The 21,682-nt window shown below is 61.7% G+C and carries 21 protein-coding genes; 8 read left to right on the top strand and 13 right to left on the bottom strand.

What is annotated here, in order from left to right:
- The first annotated feature begins 37 nt into the window (after positions 1 to 37).
- Positions 38 to 625, top strand: a complete 588-nt coding sequence (locus tag B5527_RS30105) for a c-type cytochrome (protein ID WP_245332321.1) — start codon at positions 38 to 40, stop codon at positions 623 to 625.
- On the opposite strand, the gene B5527_RS30100 is transcribed toward B5527_RS30105, so the two are convergent.
- Positions 622 to 1,572, bottom strand: a complete 951-nt coding sequence (locus tag B5527_RS30100; protein WP_172842706.1) for an ankyrin repeat domain-containing protein — start codon at positions 1,570 to 1,572, stop codon at positions 622 to 624. The two genes, B5527_RS30105 and B5527_RS30100, sit on opposite strands and share 4 nt — an antisense overlap.
- A gap of 134 nt (positions 1,573 to 1,706) precedes the next feature.
- Entirely contained in the window at positions 1,707 to 3,260 is a 1,554-nt protein-coding gene (locus tag B5527_RS30095) for a hypothetical protein (RefSeq protein ID WP_079604747.1), read from the bottom strand.
- 181 nt (positions 3,261 to 3,441) lie between these two features.
- On the opposite strand from B5527_RS30095, the gene B5527_RS30090 reads away from it, so the two are divergent.
- Complete coding sequence (locus B5527_RS30090; RefSeq protein WP_245332320.1) at positions 3,442 to 4,086, top strand: hypothetical protein; 645 nt, start codon at positions 3,442 to 3,444, stop codon at positions 4,084 to 4,086.
- Positions 4,087 to 4,106: 20 nt separating this feature from the next.
- Here the strand turns inward: B5527_RS30090 and B5527_RS30085 are convergent, their stop codons facing one another.
- The 4 genes from B5527_RS30085 to B5527_RS30070 all read right to left on the bottom strand — a co-directional run bounded on the left by B5527_RS30085 (position 4,107) and on the right by B5527_RS30070 (position 8,092).
- A complete protein-coding gene (locus tag B5527_RS30085) occupies positions 4,107 to 4,664 on the bottom strand; it encodes a PQQ-dependent catabolism-associated CXXCW motif protein (RefSeq protein ID WP_079604746.1) in 558 nt (185 codons plus the stop codon).
- Entirely contained in the window at positions 4,661 to 5,548 is an 888-nt protein-coding gene (locus tag B5527_RS30080) for a substrate-binding domain-containing protein (protein ID WP_079607619.1), read from the bottom strand. The genes B5527_RS30085 and B5527_RS30080 overlap by 4 nt, the downstream gene beginning before the upstream one ends.
- Before the next feature lie 32 nt (positions 5,549 to 5,580).
- Complete coding sequence (locus B5527_RS30075) at positions 5,581 to 6,123, bottom strand: c-type cytochrome, methanol metabolism-related (protein WP_079604745.1); 543 nt, start codon at positions 6,121 to 6,123, stop codon at positions 5,581 to 5,583.
- Between the two features lie 88 nt (positions 6,124 to 6,211).
- Positions 6,212 to 8,092 carry a methanol/ethanol family PQQ-dependent dehydrogenase gene (locus B5527_RS30070; protein WP_079604744.1) on the bottom strand — a complete coding sequence of 627 codons (1,881 nt, stop codon included), beginning with the start codon at positions 8,090 to 8,092 and terminating at the stop codon, positions 6,212 to 6,214.
- Between the two features lie 457 nt (positions 8,093 to 8,549).
- Here B5527_RS30070 and B5527_RS30065 point away from each other — a divergent pair, with 457 nt between their 5' ends.
- Together B5527_RS30065 and B5527_RS30060 are read left to right on the top strand one after the other, a co-directional pair.
- Positions 8,550 to 9,482, top strand: coding sequence for a quinoprotein relay system zinc metallohydrolase 2 (locus tag B5527_RS30065; protein WP_425305113.1), 933 nt, complete (start codon positions 8,550 to 8,552; stop codon positions 9,480 to 9,482).
- Between the two features lie 101 nt (positions 9,483 to 9,583).
- Positions 9,584 to 10,420 carry a quinoprotein dehydrogenase-associated SoxYZ-like carrier gene (locus B5527_RS30060; protein ID WP_079604742.1) on the top strand — a complete coding sequence of 279 codons (837 nt, stop codon included), beginning with the start codon at positions 9,584 to 9,586 and terminating at the stop codon, positions 10,418 to 10,420.
- 139 nt (positions 10,421 to 10,559) lie between these two features.
- On the opposite strand, the gene B5527_RS30055 is transcribed toward B5527_RS30060, so the two are convergent.
- Together B5527_RS30055 and B5527_RS30050 are read right to left on the bottom strand one after the other, a co-directional pair.
- The gene (locus tag B5527_RS30055) at positions 10,560 to 10,847 is read right to left on the bottom strand and encodes a hypothetical protein (RefSeq protein WP_245332318.1); all 288 of its coding nucleotides are present in this window, start codon (positions 10,845 to 10,847) and stop codon (positions 10,560 to 10,562) included.
- Between the two features lie 158 nt (positions 10,848 to 11,005).
- On the bottom strand, positions 11,006 to 11,398 hold the full coding sequence (locus B5527_RS30050) for a c-type cytochrome (RefSeq protein ID WP_154072613.1): 393 nt from the start codon (positions 11,396 to 11,398) through the stop codon (positions 11,006 to 11,008).
- Between the two features lie 292 nt (positions 11,399 to 11,690).
- Between B5527_RS30050 and B5527_RS30045 the strand changes: the two genes are divergently transcribed.
- On the top strand, positions 11,691 to 12,473 hold the full coding sequence (locus tag B5527_RS30045; protein WP_425305112.1) for an ATP-binding cassette domain-containing protein: 783 nt from the start codon (positions 11,691 to 11,693) through the stop codon (positions 12,471 to 12,473).
- Positions 12,470 to 13,318: an ABC transporter permease gene (locus tag B5527_RS30040; RefSeq protein ID WP_079604739.1), complete on the top strand. Its 849-nt coding sequence runs from the start codon at positions 12,470 to 12,472 to the stop codon at positions 13,316 to 13,318. The genes B5527_RS30045 and B5527_RS30040 overlap by 4 nt, the downstream gene beginning before the upstream one ends.
- A gap of 20 nt (positions 13,319 to 13,338) precedes the next feature.
- Here the strand turns inward: B5527_RS30040 and B5527_RS30035 are convergent, their stop codons facing one another.
- Positions 13,339 to 15,756 (bottom strand): TonB-dependent receptor, encoded by a 2,418-nt coding sequence (locus B5527_RS30035; RefSeq protein ID WP_079604738.1) that lies wholly within the window; start codon positions 15,754 to 15,756, stop codon positions 13,339 to 13,341.
- A gap of 92 nt (positions 15,757 to 15,848) precedes the next feature.
- A complete protein-coding gene (locus B5527_RS30030; protein ID WP_079604737.1) occupies positions 15,849 to 17,267 on the bottom strand; it encodes a histidine kinase in 1,419 nt (472 codons plus the stop codon).
- A 241-nt stretch (positions 17,268 to 17,508) separates the two neighbouring features.
- Here B5527_RS30030 and B5527_RS30025 point away from each other — a divergent pair, with 241 nt between their 5' ends.
- Entirely contained in the window at positions 17,509 to 18,129 is a 621-nt protein-coding gene (locus tag B5527_RS30025) for a response regulator transcription factor (RefSeq protein WP_079607617.1), read from the top strand.
- 4 nt (positions 18,130 to 18,133) lie between these two features.
- On the opposite strand, the gene B5527_RS30020 is transcribed toward B5527_RS30025, so the two are convergent.
- The 3 genes from B5527_RS30020 to B5527_RS30010 are packed head-to-tail and all read right to left on the bottom strand — an operon-like array spanning position 18,134 to position 20,564.
- Positions 18,134 to 18,895 (bottom strand): ABC transporter ATP-binding protein, encoded by a 762-nt coding sequence (locus B5527_RS30020; protein ID WP_079604736.1) that lies wholly within the window; start codon positions 18,893 to 18,895, stop codon positions 18,134 to 18,136.
- Entirely contained in the window at positions 18,855 to 19,592 is a 738-nt protein-coding gene (locus tag B5527_RS30015; RefSeq protein ID WP_079604735.1) for an ABC transporter permease, read from the bottom strand. Before B5527_RS30015 ends, B5527_RS30020 begins: the two co-directional genes overlap by 41 nt.
- A gap of 3 nt (positions 19,593 to 19,595) precedes the next feature.
- Positions 19,596 to 20,564, bottom strand: coding sequence for an ABC transporter substrate-binding protein (locus tag B5527_RS30010; protein WP_079604734.1), 969 nt, complete (start codon positions 20,562 to 20,564; stop codon positions 19,596 to 19,598).
- A gap of 219 nt (positions 20,565 to 20,783) precedes the next feature.
- On the opposite strand from B5527_RS30010, the gene B5527_RS30005 reads away from it, so the two are divergent.
- Positions 20,784 to 21,680 carry a hypothetical protein gene (locus B5527_RS30005; protein WP_079604733.1) on the top strand — a complete coding sequence of 299 codons (897 nt, stop codon included), beginning with the start codon at positions 20,784 to 20,786 and terminating at the stop codon, positions 21,678 to 21,680.
- Positions 21,681 to 21,682: the final 2 nt, after the last annotated feature.

Below are 21,682 nucleotides of genomic sequence, written 5' to 3'. Positions count from 1 at the left end.
AACTGGTCTTCTGATTAGTCGCCACCGGATCGCATAAATGAGCGGCAAGTTGAACTTTTGCACTTCCGCCATCGTTGCCCTGGCGGCCGTATTGAACATCTGCACGACGCCGCTATACGCACAAAGCATCGAGGAAAAGACCCAGGTTTGCGCCGGCTGCCACGGCGCGGACGGCAAGCCGGCCGACAAGACGATCCCCGTCATTTGGGGACAAAAGGCGGGCTACCTCTATATCGAGCTGCGCGATTTCAAGCGCGGCGACCGCAAGAGCGACATCATGCAGCCGATCGCTTCATCGATGGAGCGGGACGACATGCAGGCGATCGCGGAATATTTCGCGGCAAAGCCGTGGCCCGATCTGGGCCAGCCTCGTGCGCCCAAGGAAGTCGCGGACCGCGCCTCGAACGCCAACCGTTCGGTGGGCTGCACCGGCTGCCATCTCGATCATTTCCAGGGCGACGGCACGGTGCCTCGGCTGGCGGGCCTGAGCCGGGAGTACCTGACGAAGACGATGGGTGACTTCCGCATCCGGGCGCGCGGCAATAATCCCGGCATGTCCGATTTGATGCTTGCCACCTCTCCCGACGACATCGCGGCGCTGGCGGAATATCTGTCGGGTCTCTAGCGCGGCGTCAGTTGTTCGCGCAGCGCAGACAGCACCGTGAGATCTGCGGCGCGTTTTCCGGCCTTGTCCTTGAGCGATGCGTCGGCGCCTCGCGCCAGCAACAGATTGGCGATTTCGGCATGGCCGCCTTCGGCCGCGATCATCAGGGCCGTGCGGCCGCGGTCATCCCGGTCATCGATATGCGCGCCGGCATCCAAAAGATACGTCACGACCTTGATCGCCTCCGCTTCCGGGACCGCTTCATCCGGGCCCGATGCCCACATCAGCAGTGTGAGACCATTGGGATAGCGGGCGTTGACGTCGATGCTTCGCGCCAGCAGCCGCTTGACGATATCGAGCCGCGCGCCGGCTGCCGCGTAGACGATCGGCGGCTTGCCGGTTTCGTCGGGCGCGCGCTCGTCTGCTCCGCGGGCGAGCAAGGCTTCGACGATCACGTCGTTGCCGGCATAGGCGGCGGCGGCGATCGGCGAGATCCCGCTTCGGCCGGTGAGCTTGACGTCGGCGCCGCGTTCGATCAGCCGCTGCGCGATCGAGATGTGGCTGCCTTCGGCGGCAAAATAAAGCGCGGTGGCGCCGGCGAGATTGCGTGCATCGATCGGAGCGCCGCGCGCCAGCAGAAGATCCACCATCTGCAGATGCCCGGACTTGGCGGCATGACTCAGCGGCCGGGCGCCGAGCCGGTCGCGCGCGTCGACCGATGCGCCCTGGTTAAGCAGTTCCGTCGCCAGATCGATGCAGTTGCCGTCGACCGCGGAAAACAGGGTCAGCGACACTTCCATCGCGGTGATCTGCGGCTTGGCAATTTGAAACCGGCGAGCCAGCCCCTGGCATCGGTCAGGGTCCGCGGCGCGAGCAGCCGGCGCTGCGCTCACAAGGGCGATCGCGATCGAGGCCAGAAAAACCGCACGGCGGCACAAGACATGGCAATTCAAGACTTGGCGGTACAAGGCGGTCGCTCCCTGGCACGTTTCTTCGTTGCAGCCATGAGGCTGGCACAGCGGCGAGCCTGTGCCAAGAAGGCGGCCGACATCAGACGGAAAAATGGATTCCGCAGCGTCCCATCGGTGAGCGTTCGACGCAATTATCGACATGCATTGTTTCCGGCGTCCGGAATGGCCAGGAAGGTTATGGTGGCCTGCCGGAACATTACGGTAGCGGCGGGTGTCGGAGCGCCCGCGATCGCCGGCAGTTCATCGCCTGCGGAAAGTGCCAGTGTGCGACCGTTCAGCTTGACGTCACCGTCCAGCAAGCTGGCGGCCTCCAGGGTGTAGCGCGCGGACGCTACGGGAAGCATCAGCGCGTGCGGCGCGTCGCGGTCGGGGTTGATCACGAGAAGAACCACGCCGCCGGGCACGCCTCGCTGGCAATGAGCATAGACGTGAAGGCCGGATTGAATCGGTATGCCGGCGTCGAGCACCGTGGTCCCCATCAATTGCCGCCACAACAACGCGCCCCAGAAATTCGGCCGGGGTGCCAGCGTATTTTCATCGAGCAGGCCGTAATCGCTTGCCGCCAGCGTGTTGTGCATGACGACCTGAACGCCGGCCTTCGCCAGTCGCCCGAGCTGATCGAGGTAGCGGAACGTATCGAGGAAACTCGCGGCCCAGCGGTTTCCGCCGCATGCTGCATCCGCGGTTTCAGTAAGCCAGATCGGCTTGCCGGGCTCGAATCGATCGCGAAGGGATCGATAGAAAGCCAGATTCCCATCCGTCCGCGACAGCCAATCTTCGGAGAGGGCCGCCTCCGGCGCGCGCTTGCCGTTGCATCGCTCCGACAGCGTTCCATAGTAGTGATACGAGACCGCGTCCACGCCGGGCCCGGAGGCGGCGAGCAGGTCCGACGCGATCGGCGTCTCGCTGGTGGTGCCGGGACCGAGGATCATCGTCGCGGGGGCGGCCTGCTTCAGAAAATTGCGGAATATCCTGAAGTCCCGTCCGTACGCCGCCGCATTGTATCCTGTGGGCACACCGCCCATCGCGGCGAGGTTCGGTTCGTTCATGAATTCGGCGGCGGCAATTCGGCCTCCGATCGAGCGGGTATAGGCGAGAAGGTGCCGGGCTTGATCCGGGTTCCAGACTCCGTCGGCATCGCGGGCGCCGGAGCTTACGGCGAAGGACGTCACGATCGGTGCGTCCACCGATCGTGAGAAATCGACCACGCCTCGCCATTGCTGCCGGGTCAAAACGCCTTTGAATCCGGCAGGGGGCGCCGACGGCGGGTTGTCACTGCCGGCAAAGTAGGTGGTGTTGGCCCAGGTGCCGCTGACCCGCAGATAGGCCGGCGCCAGCGCGTTCGCGAGCTTTCGCAACTGCGCGTTGGTCAGATCGATCGGCGGCAGGTACTGGAATAAATTCGAATTCATGCCCGTCGGTGTGCCGGATCCGGAGCGCGGCGTCGGCGGAGCGCCCGACTCCGGCCGGTAGGGCTTCCAGAATTGTCCGCCGGTAACTTCGACCATCTCGATGTTGTAGGACTGGAAGCGAGCGTCGACCGTGCCGACACGTGCCAGGCTTGAGGGCGTGATCGTGGGGGTGCTGGCGTCGCCGGCATGCGTAGGGGCGACCGGCAGTACCGATGTCAGGCAGGCGCAAAATCCCGCGCAGATATAATTGAGCACGCAGAATCCCTCCCTCATCGTGGATGCCCCCTCGCCAGGCGCGCCTCGCCAAGCCGAATTTAACTACGCGGGCACAACGATATCGAATATATTTCCGGCACGTTCGCCCGCCCGCGGCATAAGCAAACCGGCTCCCCGATCAAGTGTCGGCTGGGCCGCGACGCAGGAAGGCGGGTGCGAGTTCCCAGGGAGGTGCGGCGTGGCCCATTCGACGCGTAATCTTTTTTGTTGCGTTGCGATTGCGACGAGTCTGTGCGCGACGCAGCCGGCGTCCGCGCTGGACCCGCGCTATCCCGACTGGCCCTGCCAGCAATTGAAGGTGCCGGAGATTTCGATCGCAAGTGTCTGGACCGGCCCCCCGATCGACGCCATCGACAAGGAAAAGGCCGCCGATCCAAAGGAGACGGAATTGGTCGCGCGTCTGGCGGCTCGCCGCACCCCGATCGAGGAGGCGCGGAAACTGATCGCGGACTTTGTGGTCGGAACCAACGAGGAAAAAAAAGTGAAGGCGACGACGCTGTTCGCCGGGTTGTATTCGACCCTCAACGCGCAACGCGACCAGGTGATGAGCGGGATCGAGCGGTTTTCGCGCAAGCAGAAGGCTGCGGCCGAGGACATACGCGACAAGACCGAGAAGATGCGGGAACTGCAGGACAAGCCGAACGCCGATCCAGCGCAGAGCGACGAACTCGCCAGTCAGTTGCTGTGGCAGACGCGCATTTTCGAGGATCGGCGGAAATCGACATCCTACGTGTGCGACGTGCCCGTGATTATCGAGAAGCGGCTGTTTGATTTGGGGAGCGCGATCCAGAATAGCTTGAACGCCGGCTCGTCAGCGAAATGAGATTCTCCCGAGCGACCGGTCTATTCGCCAGGACGCGGTTCCGGCGCGGAATCCTGCAGTGGAAGCCCGGCGGCGAGCCAGCCGTCAGTCCCGTCGCGATACCACACGACGTCGGAATAACCGAGCGTCAGCGCGCGCCTGGCGGCGTTCCACGACATCCAGCAATCCGCCAGGCAATATAGCACCAGCGTCCTGGCGCGATCGCCGTTGGTCGCCTTTTCCAGGCCCTTCGAGAAATAATCGGCCATGCTCGCCGCGAGTTCGCCATAGCCGGTGTCGGGCAGCCAGATGCTGCCGGGAATATTGGCACGCGGCTTGTCGCGCCAGAGCGTTCCCGCCGGCAAATCCCGCGGTCGCGGTGCCCTTGGCAGCACATCGACAAAGGAAGCCGAATGGCTGCGCCAGATGGTTTCCGATTCGTCGGTCCCTATTGCCCTCGCGCCACGCAGCGTTGCGGGCGTCGGCGCGCGATAATCTCCGAGACGATAGCCATCCGGCTCCGGCACATCCGCCGCGCCAGCCTCGGTGGCGGCAGCGACGATGACCATGAATGCAAAGCAGACGGCTGCCTTGATCATGGTCGCTTGGAAAGCGTCTCGGCGGTGATCGGCACGTTGGCCTCGTCGAGGATGGGAATATTGTAGCTGATCAAGAGCTTGTTGATCTCGGCCTGATTTTCCATGATCAGCCGATTGAGCGTGCGCTTCCACTCCTGGTCCGCCGGGCGCACCGCCATGCCGATACGAAAGGTCATCTGCGGACCGTTCGTTTCCTTGGTCAGCGGCACCACGATGAAGGGCGGCGTCGCCTGCCTGGCCAAATAGCCCGCCATCGGGCCCCACAATATACCGCAATCGATATCGCCGCGGGCGAGGTCGTCCATCATGGCTTGCGCCGAGGAATCCGCGCGGGTGTCGATGAAAAGCGGATAGGATTTGACGTGCGCCAAAAGACCGTTGATCGCCATGTTGGTGCTGGGCGGTGTCTTTGCGACGACTCCGATGCGTTTGTCCCTGAGCTTCGGATCGTCGATGGCCGTTACATCTTCAAGTCCGCTTCCGGGCTTGGTGACCAACGCATAGGTGGTCCGGTAATAGGGAATTGTCACCTGCGCCTGATCATCGCCCTGGGGAAATCCCATGATGATATCGCAGCGGTACGAGCCCAGCGTCATCCGGACAAAGCCGGTGGCCTGCGGGAAGTAGGTGTAGCTGAGCTTCTTGCCGAGCTTGGCGGCGAACAACTCGGCCAGCTTGTTTTCAAATCCCTCGCCCTTGTCGTTGGAGAACGGCAGATTGCGCGGATCGCCGCAGGCGCGGAAGACCTGCGGATCGACGAGCTCCAGCGCACCGGGGTCGCTGGTCTGCGCGCAGGCCTCGACAGACCACAGGGCAGCGAACGCGCATACCAGCGCACCCGCCAGCGGCAGGACGATCGCCGGCCGCCTCGAAACAACAGGCATCAGCATCGCCGGGTTTTCGGTGCGTCGCAACATCATTTGATCCCCGTACAGCTTTCCTCGGCCTCTTTGGCCGCTTCCGGTTTGTCTTCGTGGCTGGGCGGGCGGCCGCCCGGAATGGCATCGTTGGCGCGGGCGCGCAGATACACGTAGATGTCGTCCATGTAGCACATCACGTTGACGTTGGTCGCGAACGACGGCATCACCTTGTCGTTGGCGGCGTCGACGTTCTTGCGGCCGTTGGTGACGATATTGACGAAGTCGGCGTAGCTCAGCGTCTTCAGTGAATTCGCCAGTGCCGGCGCGTAGCTCGATCCCTCGCCGTTGGGCCCGTGACAAACATGGCAGTCGGAATGATAGCGGCGGAAGCCGGAGAACGTGTACCAGTCGACGGTTCCGTCCGGACTGATCTTGTAGGTCGGGTTGCCGTCCTTGTCCGCATATTTGCCATTGTCGGATGACGCCACCGCCGGATCGCCCGACCCGTCAGCATAGGCGGCCGTGCCGGCGAAGGCGCTCGCCAGGATAACGAGCGCGAATTTCCAGTGATTGATCGTCACGCAACTGTCCTTGTGCATTTTGAAGTTTTGGGGGGCGGATAAAAAATCGGCGCGCGGCGGAAAGCGCAGCGCGCCGATCTGTGGTCATCTCACCGTGACGTCGCGCCTATTCGCTCGGCAAGGCGAATACCGTCAACGTCCCGCCCAGCGATGTATAGGACGCCAGGCCCGCATAGCCGCCGACGGCGCCGAGGCCCGCGGTGTCGACGGTCTTGTCCTTGGTCGGCAACTTGCCCTGGTCGACGGCGCCATGCCAGGCGGCGGCGTTCTCAGGCTGCAGCAGACCGGCCGCCAGGCCGATGCCGGCCCAGCCGCCGACGCCGGAAAGCACGGCAATGTATTGCTTGCCGCCGTGCTCGTAGGTCATGACGTTGCCGATGATGCCGGACGGGGTCTTGAACTTGTAGAGTTCCTTGCCGGTCTTGGCATCGACCGCCTTCAGATAGCCCTCCAGCGTGCCGTAGAAGACCACGTTGCCGGCGGTTGCCAAGGCGCCGCCCCAGGCGGAGAACTGCTCCTTGTTGGACCACACGATCTTGCCGGTCTTGCCGTCCCAGGCGATGAAATTGCCCATGTTGCTGTCGCCTTTGGGCGGATACATCGCCACGGCGGCACCGACATAGGCCTGACCGGCCGTGTAGGCGACCTTGTAGGGCTCATAGTCCATGCAGACATGGTTGGTCGGCACGTAGAACAGTTGCGTCTCCGGGCTATAGGCGGCCGGTTGTTCGTCCTTGGTGCCGAGTGCCGCCGGGCAGATGCCCTTCGAGTTGGTGTCTTCGCCGTTATGCTGGGTCGAATAGGCGTCGACGACCAGCGGCCGACCGTAGGTCTTGGACGACTTGTCCATGTCGACCTTGGTCGCCCAGTTCACCACCGGATCGAATTTTTGCGCGACCAGCAATTCGCCGGTCGCCCGATCGAGCGTGTAGCCGAAGCCGTTGCGGTCGAAATGGGTCAGCAGCTTCCTCGGGGTGCCGCCGATGGTCTGATCGGTGAGGATCATTTCGTTGACGCCGTCGAAGTCCCATTCGTCGTGCGGGGTCATCTGGTAGATCCACTTGACCTTGCCGGTATCGAGGTCGCGCGCCCAGATCGACATCGACCACCGGTTGTCACCGGGGCGTTGCACCGGGTTCCAGGTCGAGGGATTGCCCGAACCGTAATAGACGAGGTTCAACTCGGGATCGTAGGAGTACCAGCCCCATGTGGCGCCGCCGCCGATCTTCCATTGATCGCCCTGCCAGGTGGAGGTCGATGAATCAGGCCCGACCGGCTTGCCGAGCGACGTCGTCTTGTCCGGATCGATCAGCGTGTCGGAGTCCGGCCCTTCCGAATAGCCGCGCCAGACCAGCTTGCCGTCCTTGATGTTGTACGCGCTGACCCAGCCGCGAACGCCGAATTCGCCGCCGGAAACGCCGACCAGAACCTTGTCCTTGAATATGAACGGCGCGTCGGTACCGGATTGGCCCTTGCCGGCCTCGCCGTCCATCACCGACCAGACCGGCGTTCCAGTCTTGGCGTCGAGCGCGACCAGCGTGGTATCGGCCTGATGCAGGAAGATCTTGCCGTCGGCATAGGCAACGCCGCGATTGACGGTGTCGCAGCACATGATCGGGATGACGTTGGGATCCTGCCGCGGTTCATACTTCCAGAGGATCTTGCCTTCATTGTTCAGGTCAAGCGCATACACCGTATTTGGAAACGGCGTGTGGACATACATCACGTCGCCAATCACCAGCGGTCCGCCTTCGTGACCGCGCAGCACGCCGGTTGAAAACGTCCAGGCGACCTGCAGCTTCTTGACGTTGGATGAGGTGATCTGATTGAGCTTGGAATAGCGCGTATTGGCGTTGTCGCCTTGCTGCATCGCCCATTGCTTGGGGTCCTTGGCGGCCTTGTCCAAGGCTTCGTCGGCGCGTGCCGCAAAGCCCTGCACGGCCAACAGGCCGAAGATCGAAGTCGTAACGACTAAAAATTTACTCATTCGCTTCCTCCCTGGGTTTTTTGCCTAGAGGGTCGCTGACGCTCCTTGGATAACGCGGACATTCTCCACGGGACGTCTTTCGCCCTCATTTGGATGAATTTTTCGGCACCGTGTCATGGCTGTGAATCGTTTCACAGTCTGTGAATCTAGAGTGCAGCGAACAGTGCCCGCAACTATTCACCGTTACTCATGAAGCCAGAAGCAGAAAAAGTTTATGTAACTCTTCAAGCATAAGCAAGTTATGATTTGCGCTCTCTTGCACCGCAATGTGCGTTGGAACCTCTGAACCGGCCGCGCACATTTCGGGTTGGAATAACATGTTACCAAGCCTCCATCCGTCCGGTGGAGAACGATGAAAGGCGAGAAACTGGCGACTGACCGAAACCGTTTGTCTCGCGGGCGTGGGCGGCGTGCCCATCCTGATGGTCATGCACGGTGGGCATTGTGTTTCGTGGGAATTGTTCTTGGGACGATTTTTGTTTTGGCGCTGCCTTCGCGCGTCAGCCATGCGCAGCCGCAACAACCAGCGCTGACGCCGTTGCCAGTCTCCGAGGTCGCGCCCGGGGTCTACGCTCACGTCGGCGATATCGCGATGATGAACAAGACCAATCAGGGCGACACCGCCAATGTCGGCTTTGTTGTCGGCGACGATGCGGTCGCGGTGATCGATAGCGGCGGCAGCGTGCGCGAAGGAGCCCGCCTGCTGGCCGCGATCCGCGCCGTGACTCCAAAGCCGGTTCGCTATGTCGTCAATACCCACGTTCATCCCGATCACATTTTTGGCAACGCGGCCTTCGTGCGGAATGGAACTATTTTTGTCGGGCACCATAATTTGCCGCGTGCGATGACGGCGCGGGGCGAATTTTACCTGAAGGCATTCCGCGAAGTGCTCGGCGATGCACTGATCGATGAAGTGAAGATCGTGCCGCCCACGCTGCTCGTCGACGATGAAATGCAACTCGATCTCGGCGGGCGAACGCTCACGCTGAAAGCCTGGCAAGCGGCGCATACCGACAATGATCTGACGGTCTTCGACAATACAAGTTCCACCCTGTTCGCCGGCGATCTGCTGTTCGTCGGGCATATACCGGTCATCGATGGCAGCGTTCGCGGCTTTCTAGGCGACCTGCAGGCGCTATTGCGCATTCCCGCCACGCGCGTCGTTCCCGGGCATGGCCCCATCGTCGGCGATTGGCGCGGCGCTGTTGACAACGAACGTCGCTACCTCGACGGCCTCGTCACGGAAGTGCGCGGCCTCATTGCCAAAGGAACTCCGCTTACCGAGGCGGCCAGAAAGGCCGGGCGAAGCGAAAAGTCGCAATGGCAATTGTTCGACGAATACAGCTCACGCAACGTCATCGCCGCATTCGGTGAACTTGAATGGGAGTGATGGTCCTATCGTCTGGCTTCGCTGCGACGCAGCGCGGCTTGTCGCTTGCAGCGTTTTCCTGTAGACATGGCGCTGCTTCATTATGGAAATGGAATTCGACCATGTCGATTTTTTCCAGAGTGATCGTGCCGGCGCTGATGGTCGCGCTCTGTTTTGCGGGACCGCCGCCGGCGCGGGCTCAGTCCACGACTGCGGCCCAGGATCAGCCTTCGGAAGAAACCTGGAACAGTATCAAGGACGATATCTTCAAGGGCCGTCCAATTCTCGATGGCTCCGGCCTGGTGGTGTTGGATGCGCCGCGGCGCGCCGAGGATTCCGCCATCGTGCCGATCGGCATGCGCGTCAACTTCACCGGTGACGACAAGCGCACGCTGCAATCGCTGACGCTGGTCATCGACGAAAATCCCGCACCGGTCGCCGGAACGTTTACGATCGGACCGCATTCCGGCGTGACCTCTATTTCAACGCGCGTGCGGGTCAACAGCTACTCCTATGTGCGCGCCGTCGCCGAACTCAGCGATGGCAAGCTCTACGGCGTCAAGGCTTACGTGAAGGCGTCCGGGGGCTGTTCGGCGCCGGCTTCATCGAATAGCGACGCCACCAAATCGATGCTCGGGCAGATGAAATTCCGGACGTTCCGGCAGGAGGCCGAGGCGCTGCCCGAAGCCCAGCTCATGCTGCGACATCCGCAGAATTCGGGCCTGCAGATGGATCAACTGACCCGGCTTTACGTGCCGCCGTTCTTTATCGAGAACCTCAAGATCTGGCAGGGCGACGATCTTGTGATGGCGATGGATGGCGGGATCGCAATCTCGGAAGATCCGAACATCCGCTTCAACTACAAGCCTAACGGCGCCGCCAGATTTCGCGCCGAGGGAATCGATACCAGCAAAAATCTGTTCAAGGACGAATGGCCGGTCGAAAAACCGATGCTGTAGCGGAAGTGCTTAAAATAATTCTGCTTTTCGTCATGGCCGGGCTTCGCCCCGGCCATCCGCGTTTGACGGACTTCTGAGTTTCCGCTTGCGGCCTGACACGGTCACCGCGCGAGAAAATGCCAACCGCGACAAAATCCGGTCAGAAACAGCGAACTTCGGCTTCCGCCTGGGCCCGGCGGAATTCCTGCAATGCCAACCTGGCTGGCTCGGTCGACCGAAATTCAGAACCGACCGGTCCCGTGACCTGGGACATCGAGAGAATGGTCTCGGCGGCCACGTAACGGTCGTAAGGGATAATCGACGCGATCACGTCGATCGAGCAGGAACACTTCTGCAGCAGTTCCTGGGTTTCGCCGTTGGCCTTCATGCAGCCGAAAACATAGTCTGCGCGCGCCGATGTCGGGTAGTCGTTGAGATCTTCAGCCATGACCCGGGGAGCCGCGGCGACGAGAGAGATCGCCAAAAGGGCGCCTGATCGGAACAAAGTGCGCAAGCAAGCCATCGTCAACGCCCTTCACGCCGTTATCCCTGCTCGACAAAGGCAAAGCCTGGCCTGCGTTCGATCCGGCTCCAAGCGATACCCGCTCAGGATTTTTTACCGTCGGGGCCGAATTGCTTGAGATAGGCGATGACATTGTCGATGTCCTCCTCCTTCGGCAATCCGGGGAAAATCATCTTGGTGCCGGGAACCTTGGCGCGCGGATTTTTCAGGTATTCCTTCAGGGTCGCCTCGTCCCAGGTGATGCCGGAATTCTTGTTGGCGTCGCTGTAATTATAGTCGGGATAAGTGCCGGCCTTGCGGCCGACGACGCCGTTGAGCACCGGGCCGACCGCGTCCTTGGCGCCTTCGCCGATCTGATGACAGGCCTTGCACTTGAGAAATACCTTCTCGCCGAGCGCAGCATCCTGGGCGCCCGCGGCGCCCGCCGAACCCGCAAGCACGAAGGCGGCGAAAACATACACCTGAAGATTTGTCACTGGCCCATCCGTTGTTGCACTTATTGGAATCCAAACGTTCAATGCGCTGCAACACAAACTTCCCGCGTCGGCCAGCTCAATAATTTTGTCAGGATCGGCAATCCGGGTCAAGCTTGGGCCGGCGAAGCTTGCCGCCGCCGACCCAGTAGGTTAAATCGCCGACATCGAACCTGAAGGTCTGCGCGTCGAAATGGACCGGCATGACGCATTTATCCGGCGCTCGACGGCACGACGCGCGAGGTTCTGAAAGGTCTGTTTGTCGCTCTCGCAGATGGATTCCGGGCCGTCGGAAATGCTCTTGAAGCCGGTCGGGCACGCCCAGACACCGGCACTTGAGGTCAGTCGCGTCAGTCATCGCTACGGCGCGCGGATCGCGTTGAACGATGTCAGCCTGACCGTCAGGCAGTCGTCTTTCACCGTGCTGCTGGGATTGAATGGCGCCGGCAAGTCGACGCTGTTCTCGCTGATCACGCGGCTCTATGCGATACGATCGGGTCAGATCCGCATTTTCGGGCACGATGTTGCGAGCGAACCGGGGGCGGCCTTGAGCATGCTCGGCGTGGTCTTTCAATCCCGCGCGCTCGATCTCGACATTTCGGTGCGGCAGAACCTGATGTACCACGCGGCGCTGCACGGCATCGCCAGCAAGCGCGCCAATGAGCTGATCGCGCAGGTCCTGGACCGCGTGGCGATGGCCGATCGCAGCGGGGATCGCGTCGGCAATCTCTCGATCGGGCAGATGCGCCGCATCGAGATAGCCCGCGCGCTGCTGCACCGGCCCCGCCTGCTTCTGCTGGACGAGCCGACGGTCGGCCTCGACATCAAGGCGCGCGCCGACATCCTCGAGCACGTTCGCCGGCTCTCGGTGGTGGAGGGCATCGGCGTGCTCTGGGCGACGCACCTGATCGACGAAGCCGGCGCCGGCGATGACGTGGTGGTCTTGCACAAAGGCAGCGTCCTGGCCCATGGCGCGCTCGGCGACGTCGTCGGCAGTTCCGACGGCGCCGATCTGCGCGACGCCTTCAACCGGCTGACCGGGACCGCCGATCGGGAAGAATTGGAAGTAGCCAGATGACGGTGGCTATCGGCGAAGCAGGCGACAGACACAGCTTCTCGTTGGCGCAGTATTTTATCTGCCTCAAGGGCATCGTCTGGCGGGAAGCGCTGCGTTTCATCCACCAGCGCGAACGCTTCGTCTCCGCGCTGGTGCGTCCGCTGGTCTGGCTGTTCATTTTCGCCGCCGGATTTCGCCAGGTGCTCGGCGTCTCGATCATCCCGCCCTACGAGACCTATGTCCTCTACGAGGTCTATATCGCCCCCGGACTGATCGCGATGATACAGCTTTTCAACGGCATGCAGTCCTCGCTCACGATGGTCTATGACCGCGAGACCGGCGGAATGCGCACGCTGCTGGTCAGCCCGTTCCCGCGCTGGTGGCTGCTCACATCGAAGCTTCTGGCGGGCACGCTGGTATCCGTGCTGCAGGCCTACGCTTTCCTGCTGATCGCCTGGTTCTGGGATATCGAAGCGCCGCCGCTTGGCTATCTGGCGCTGCTGCCGGCGTTGCTGCTCAGCGGGTTCATGCTTGGGGCATTGGGAATGCTGATTTCATCGCTGATCAAGCAGCTGGAGAATTTCGCCGGCGTCATGAACTTTGTCATTTTTCCGATGTTCTTTGCATCGTCAGCGCTATATCCGCTATGGCGCGTCAAGGAATCCAGTCCGCTGCTGTATTATATCTGCCAGATCAATCCGTTCACCCATGCGACCGAGCTCATTCGTTTTGCGCTTTATGAGCAGGTGAATTGGATTTCGCTGGGCGTGGTTGTCGGCTGCACCATCGTGTTCCTGTTCGGCGCTATTTTGGCTTACGATCCGGCGCGCGGTTTCCTGGCTCGGCGCAACACGCCGGCGGGTTGAAGCGAGCTTTCCGTACAGCGTCAGAACGTGACCTTCATGCCGGTGTAGAAGGCGCGCGGCCGCGCGGGGCTAAGCGAACGCGGATCAGTGAACGGCGCGCCGCCATTGGCGAAATTGGGTAGGGCGTCGGTTTCGAAGAACGTCCCGTAGGTCGAGTAGAGATTGTTGAAGATATTGTCTGCGCGCGCGTAGATCTGCACATTCTTGTTGATCTGATAGGAAGCATGCAGGTTGAAAACGGCGTAGCCCGGCAGCTTCGGGAACTGGTTGGATTGGTCACCGACAAAGTATTGACTGCTGACGTAGAGCATATCTCCGCCGACCTTGGACGCGTCGGTGACAAAATAATCGAAGCCGGCCTTGATCCGATTGCGCGGGACCCCCGGGATCTGGTCGCCAGGCAGCACCTGGATGTTGCCGTTGGCGTCGGCGAAGGGGCTGTTGGGGGAGCCGAGCGTGAGGGCGTTAAGGAATCGCGCGTCCACCAGGCTATAGCTGGCGTACAGATTTGTGGTCGCTGACTTGAGATTGACTGCGGCCTCAATGCCCTGGCGGCGGGTCGAGCCGACGTTCTGGAAATAGCCGAAGCCCTGCACCTCACTGGGAATGGCGAGAATGTCGTCGGTGTTGTCAGCGCGGAACACGCCGAGCTTCCATCCCAGCGTACCTATGTTCAGCTCTTTGGTGCCGCGCAGGCCGGCTTCCACGGTGCGCGACACCACCTGTTTCAACGGTGGATCGGATACCAGGAATGAGGCAATGATGCAGGGCTGCGCGGGATCGGCGCAACCGAGTTCCAGCGGGGTCGGCGCGCGATTGGCTTCGGAATAGCCGGCATAGGCGGTCAATTCCGGCGTGATCTTGTAGGTGCCGCCGATGATCGGATTGAAGCGGGTATAGGTATCGCTGCCGTTCAGCGACGTGCCGAGTTGATCCTGCAGATTGATATTGGCGACATTGAAGCGGCCGCCGCCGGTGATCGCGAACGCGTTGGTGACGTTAAAGGTGTCGAGCGTATACAGCCCGGTGTACTGATTGGTGGCGCGCAGCGACACCGGGCCGATCGAAATCGGACTGCCGGATTCACCAAGAAATATGCCGCTGCCGTTGACGACATAGTTTGAACCGAGGGTGCCCAGTTCCGCGCTGGCCGAGAAATTGGTCACGCTGTAATCGAAACTGGTTCCGACCACGAACTGATTGTTGTGCCCGAACAACTGATCGGTGTTGGTCGCCTGCAAGGAGAAGCCCGTCGTGGTCGTATGCGTCGTGGTTCGATCGTTCTCCCCCAGGACAGCGTCCGCAGGGAACGGATTGGAAAGCTGGGCGCCATTCAGGCCATTGGCGGGTGAGGTGCCGTCGCCATAACACAGCAGCGTCGCATCGGCTGTGCAGGGCTGGGCTCCGGTCGGATTGCCATCCTGGACCTGCTGATCGAAAATCCGCGCATGCGCGATGCCTTCGACGGTCCAGGTCGGCGTAACCTCGACCTTCCCTGTGAAATTGACATAGCCAACACGGTTGGTCGAGGTTTGCGGTGTGGTGTAGGTGGCGCCCCAATATTGCTGGAGCAATTCAATCGGCACCGTCGCGGGCGCCCCGAAATCATTATCGGCCACGCCCATATTGACGTGAAATTCGCTGCTGTCGCTCTTGAACCCGACATCGCTATAGAACCGGCGGATGTCGGACTGCGAAAAATTCCGAAATCCGTCCTCGTGCACCCCTTCCAGCGCGCCGTAGACGGCAAAGTTATCGACCTGCTTGCCCCACTGCAGCGAACTCTGGATGCGCCCGAACGAGCCGCCCAACGTATCGATTTCGGCACCGTGATAGTTGAAACCATCCTTCATCTGCACAACGACGGCCCCGCCAAGCGCATTGAGGCCGAACGCGGGATTGTTGGTCACGACGTCGACAGACTTTATCGCGGTAGTCGGAATCAGATCCCAGTTGACCGTGTCGCCGAATGCCTCATTGATGCGTACGCCGTTCTGATAGACCGCAAGCCCTTGCGGCGTGCCCGACACCGGCGATGCAACGAAGCCGCGAAATTGCACATCGGGCGTGAATGGATTGCCGTTAACTTCATTGAGATTAATGCTGGGCACATATCTCGTCAGGGCTACGGCGATGTTGAGCGACTCGGTTTGCTTGATCTGACTGGCGTCGACCACATTGAGGCTGGCCGGCACCTTGTCCGGATCGATGCTGGAGCCGGCCAGCGGCGTGGTCGGGTACACCACGAGGGTCGGTGGCCTTCGAACGACGCGCGTCGCGTTTTCGGTGCGACCGCGTTTAACGCCCGGTTTCGTTCCGGTCACCACGATCGGCGGCAAGGCCTGTACAGCGGAGGACGAATCCTGGGCGCGAGCGCTATCATCGCCTGAAAACAGGCATATCGATATCGACACGATCGACAGGAATCGAGCGCCCATTCCCCTTGTTCCATCCCGCGGCAGCTCTCGCGTCCGCCCGCAGCGATGCTAGGAGATCGGCCGATGATCGACATCGGGAAATTTAGGTCGGGCTATCGGGAAAAATTCCCGGCGGCCAGGATGGCAGGCGTTGCCGCAGCGGTTTGCTCCGTGCCGCGGGGAACCAGGGCTTCCACGGAGACGCCATGGTTGGTCGATGCCACGGTCATGGTGCCACCCAGGGCCAGCACCCGCTCACGCATGCCGATCATGCCGAAACCCTGCCTGTGATCGGCCGGCAGGCCAGCGCCATTGTCGCGTACGCTGACCATGATCGCCTCCGGCTCGACGGTTCCGGGCCGGGCTGCCGCCGGCTCAACGCTGATATCGACGCGGGTCGCGCGGGCGTGGCGGAAGACGTTGGTCAGGGCTTCCTGAATGATGCGATAGATCGTCAGTTCCGCCGTTTCGCCGCGCGCGCCCAGTAACGGCGAGATCGAGGTTTTGATCTCGACGCCGGGATGGGTTTCACGCCACAGACGCATCAGCGCCGCGAGCGCGTCGGCCAGTCCAAGTTCCGCAAGCCCAACCGGCCGCAACCGCTCGAGGACCCGTCGATTGAATTGCTGCAGCGCATTGACCTGATCGGACATCGCGCCGATATGCTTCCGCAAAACCTCGAGATCGGGTTCGGCCGCGTCGGCCAGTTGCGTCAATGCGGAGGCGTGCGCGCGCAACGCAAACAGATAGGGCCCGAACTCGTCATGCAGGTCGCGGGCGATCTCCTTGCGTTCGACATCCTGCAGCGAGACCATGCGTTCGGCGAGATGCCGCTTGTCCTCGACGGTTGTCCCGAGGACGGATGCAAGATGGTTCAATTTGCCGCAGATCGCGGCGAGTTCGGGCGACCCGCCGGGCCTGACGCGCGTGTCATAGCGGCCCGCCTCGATGGCGGTCATGGCGTCGGCGAGCGAGGTGATTGGCTGCAGCGCACGGTTTACGACAACCATGGTGATCAGAAGAAGCGCCGCGGCAATCGCCGATCCGATTTCGAGCTGGGTGACGATGCCGTCCCAGATTTCGGCTATTTCGTCGGTCGGGTGCGACGTAATAACGAGCGACCCCAATGATCGCCCGTTGACGGCGATTGGCACCCCGACCGTTGTCTGCTCCGGGTGAATAAGGGTTACAAACCATTCGGGAACCTGCCTCGGCTCGCCTGAGGTGCCGGGCGGCGCCGGCGCGGCAGGTGTCGTGCTTGCGGTCTGCTCGCGCGTAATGCTGACATGGCGCAATTGCTTCAGGCCCTCGACAATCTGGTCCAGCCGGGCTTCGGGATTGGGGGTCTCATTGATGTCCGACACCAAAGTCTCGACAAAACCGCGCGCAAGCCTGACGACACTTTGGTCTTCAGCCGCTACACGTGGCCCGGCCTCCAGCAGCAGCCGTGCGATGTTTACCGCCAGCCCAAGCACCATGACGAGTGCCAGCAGCATATTCAGCCGCGCACGCAAGGATAGCTTCTGCCACATTGCCATGCCCCACTCCTGGCCGCTGCATCGCGCTGCAAGTCGCCAAACGTTGACAGCGAAAAACAGCCTCTATCTAATTGAACGGTAGCGTACTTCTTCTAAAAAGGCATGGTGCGAAGTGCCGGGGCGGAGGAGGCGAGAGATGTACATGCTGTTCATCGTCGCGGGTTGCCCGCGCCGTCCGTATTGCGCTGCAAACTGATTTGCTGATGCTGGCTATGAGGCCTTGCGATCGATGCCGATGCGAATCCTGATCGTTGACGATCATCCGATTGTTGCCTCGGGTTGTCGCGCACTGCTGGCCGGCCACCAGGACATCGCGATTCTGGAAGCATCGGACGCCGAGAGCGGCGAGGGGGTTTTCGTCGCCGAACGGCCGGATATCTGCGTGCTCGATATCAATTTGCCGGGGGTTTCGGGCTTTGAGCTGGCCAGGCGAATCCTGGCGCACGACGCCGCGGCCCGCATCATCATGTTCAGCATGAACGACGATCCGATATTTGCCGCACGCGCCATCGAGGCAGGTGCCAAGGGTTATGTTTCCAAATCCGGCGACCCCGGCGATCTGGTCGAAGCCATTCGCAGGGTGGGCGAGGGCGGGGTATTCCTGCCGTCCGGAATCGCGCAGAGCATCGCATTTTCCGGTCCGGGATTTGCCGAAAACCGACTTGCGAAACTGACGCAGCGCGAGATCGAGATTCTGCGTTTGCTGGGCGCCGGCAAAAGTCTGTCCGAGATCGCGTGGCTGGTCCATTCATCCTACAAGACGATTGCAAATACCTCTTCCATCATGCGCCAGAAGCTTGGCCTGCGCTCATCCTCCGAACTCGTGCGCTTCGCGATCGAGAGCCGCCTGGTGTGAGAGATTATCCTCTGCCGCCATTGGCCATCGCCCGCGACACCAGCGGCCGCATTTCATCGCCAATTGACGCGATGACGTCAGCGCTGCGCTTTCCCCGCGGCGGCGGCAGCGACTTCTCGAGAATAATGCGCGCGGGCCGGTCGGACAGAAAAAACAAATGGTCCGCCAGCTGGATCGCTTCGGCCAGGTCATGGGTCACGAACAGCGTGGTCACCTTTGTCCGCGTCGTCAGCGCCACGAGTTCGTTGCGCAGCCGGTCGGCGACCGCCTCATCGAGCGACACAAAGGGCTCGTCGAGCAGCAGAAAATCCGGTTGCACCGCAAAGGCGCGGGCGATGGCCGTGCGACGTGCGAGACCCAGCGATAATTCGCCGGGGTACCGTGCCATATGGGCGCCGAGGCCGAGGAGCTCGACCAGTTCCGTCAAATCGGCGGCGGCATCGCGGGCAGGCAGCGCAAGCCGGATATTGTCCTCGACCGTGCGCCAGGGCAGCAGACGGGGCTCCTGAAATACGATCCCGAGACGGCCCGATCCCGGTGTACGGAGCCGACCGCGGAAATCCGGATCGAGACCGGCGGCAATCCTCAGGATCGTCGTCTTGCCGCAACCAGAAGGGCCGATCAGCGCACCGAACGATCCCGCCTCAAGCCGGAGTTCCAGGCCCCTGACGACCTCGACCGGCGTGCCGTCGGCCGACAGAAACGTCTTCGCATCGATGCGAAGTTCAAGCGGGGCGGCGTCGCCAGCGGATTGCGCGTCGTTCAAGCGGTTGTACCACCAGGCTTTCGATCACAAGCATAAGCACGATGAAGGAGATCGCATAGCTCAGTATCCGGGTCATGTCGAACAGCGAGAATGCCGAACCGAGCACGAATCCCACCCCGTTCGGGCGTCCGATCAACTCGACCACCAGTACGATCTTCCAGACGATCGACAGGCCGGAACGCGAACTGGCCGCCAGATAAGGGGCGAGTTGCGGTATCACGACGTGGCGGATCCTCCTGAACCAGGTGAACTGGAAGGCCTTCGCCATTTCGTCGAGTTCGGGATCGAGCGCGCGGGCGCCCTCGCGCATCACGACGATCACGTTTGGCAGCTTGTTGACGGCCACAGCCAGGATCGCGGCGGTTTCGTTGAGACCGATCCAGATGTAGGCGAAAATGATCGTCACCAGCGCCGGCATGTTGATCAGCACGATCAGCCATGGGTCGGCGTATCGATCGGCGGCTCGCGAGCGTCCCATCGCATAACCGGCGAATGCGCCGAGGAGCATCGCGATCGCGAACGAGCTGATCACGCGCCCCAGCGTGCAGCCCATCTGGAACGGCAGTTCGCCGGAACGGATGTCGGCAACAATCGTCGCGCCGACCGCCAGCGGGCCCGGCAGCAACCGCGAGTGAACCAGTGCGGCTGCAAGAGCCCAAATCGCGATCAGGGCGGCCAGCGAAAAAATTCTCGGCAACGCTCAATCTCCGGGCGCGGCGGGTTGATAGTAAAGACCTTGATCGAGCTCTTGCGATGGACCTACCAGCGCGGGTCCGCCGACGCTGGCGAGCGCTCGGAACAGCCTGCGGGCGTCGGTTTCTTCCTCAGCGATTGGCCGCCGCGGAATCCCCTCTCTGGTCCGATCGCGATAGGCTTTGAACGTCCATTCATCCTCAGCCTTCATCAGCGGCCGCAGCGCGTCCCATTCCTCGTCGGATCGCAGCATGATGTCATCGGCCTTTTGCGCGACCGCGATGAAGCGGTCGATCGTGCTCTTGTGACTTGCTGCAAACTCCTCGGAGAACGCGTAACCGACGAGGGCGACCGGCTCGTGGAGCCCGAGGGCGGCTTGCGCATCGCGCACGTCGAGGATCCGGCGATAGCCCTCGGCCTCCAGCCTGGCGCAAAAGTTCCAGAAATTGAGGCTGGCTTCGGCCTCGCCCTGCTGCAATTTTTGAAAGATCAATGGCGGGGCGCCATATTCGAGGGTCGTGTCGCGCTTGAGATCGACGCCCTGGCGCATCGCGGCCGCCTGGACGATCAGCCAGCTCTTGTCGAGCGGGCCGCCCGCAACGCCGAGAACCCGGCCCTTGAGATCGCCGATGGTCCGCAGCGGTGAATCGCCCTTCACCATGACGGAGCCGACCGCCCTGGAATAGGGATAGAACAGCAATCTGGCGCCGAGGGCGCGCGCGTGGGCGACCCAGAGCCAATCGACGACGGCAAGGTCGACCGAACCGCTGTTGAGAGCAAGCTTGCCGGCGTCCGGCGAAGCGTATTCGCTGATCTTCAAATCGAGGCCGGCGCTGGCGGCAAGGCCGTGACGGCGGATCACATCCAATTGCCAGGCGAACGTGCCGGTCGTTTGCAAGCCGATGCGCAAGGCCTCGCCGGCCAACGCTGGCGTCGCCCCAATGACGAGGCAGAGCGTCACGACAATTCTCAACATTCCCGACGTTTCCGAGCGACCGGACTTTGCTGCGAGGCACCGAGATCGCGGGTTCGAGGACAGGTTTCCCACGCCATCATTCTTGCGAGAATCATTCACGACTACAAGCCGGATTCCCCCTGATCATTGATGGCAAACAGGCGACGCTTTTGCGGATTTTCAAATTGCGGTGCCGCAAAGTGCTACGCAAGCCGGCTGAAGTGCGGCTAGGATGCGGTCATGGCAGGGTTGAGGGCATCGAAACGTTTCGTTTCGGCGGCGCAACGGGCGGCGAAATCCGGCCTGCTGCTCGCGCTTGCCATGACTCCGATCGGCGCCCGCGGCGAAACAATCGAGACCGAGCATCTGTTCGGCTTCACCATCGGAAGCGATGTGGGCGAAGTCGGAGAAAGAGAGCTCGAGGGAACCGTGACCGGCCGATTTGCGAAGCGAACCGGAACCTACGATGCGGGCGCCAGCACGTTATCAGCCGAATTCGTGCCGATACCAAATCTTCGGACCGAATTTACCGGTGCGGTCGTCGCCTATGACATAGCCGGCGTCAGCGGATTGGCCGATCAGCGCTATGCCACGTTTGGAGGTCTCTCGGCCGACATCCGGTACCGCCTGGTTGACCGTGCCACCGCGCCCTTTGGTTTTGCCATCGGCGCCGAGCCGTTTTGGGGCCGCGCCAACGACATGACCGGCGAACCCGCCAGCCAATATGGCGTCGACTTCGTCGCGGCGGCCGACTGGGAGCTCGTTCCCGACCGCGTCGTTGCGGCGTTCAACCTGCTTTATCAGCCCCAAACCACGCGTTCGAAAGTGTCCTATACCTGGTCGCAGGAATCCACGGCGGGTTTTGCAACCGGGCTGATGGTGCAGATACGTCCAGGAATTCTTGTCGGCGGCGAAGCCCGCTATCTGCGCCAATATGACGGCCTTGGGCTGGATGTGCTCGCCGGACAGGGCTTTTTCGTGGGGCCGACAATATACGTCAAACTCTCCGAAAAAGCCTGGATTACGGCTGCATGGAGCGCCCAGGTCGCGGGTCGGGCGACGGCATCAATTGGTACGCTTGACCTCGTCAATTTCGAACGCCGGCAGGCGCGCCTCTTGTTCGGCGTGAACTTTTGAGC

It is taken from the genome of Bradyrhizobium erythrophlei (assembly GCF_900129425.1).
Classification (GTDB): Bacteria; Pseudomonadota; Alphaproteobacteria; order Rhizobiales; family Xanthobacteraceae; genus Bradyrhizobium; species Bradyrhizobium erythrophlei_C.
Note: the sequence above shows the minus strand (reverse complement) of the source record. Positions and strands in the feature narration are given on the sequence as shown.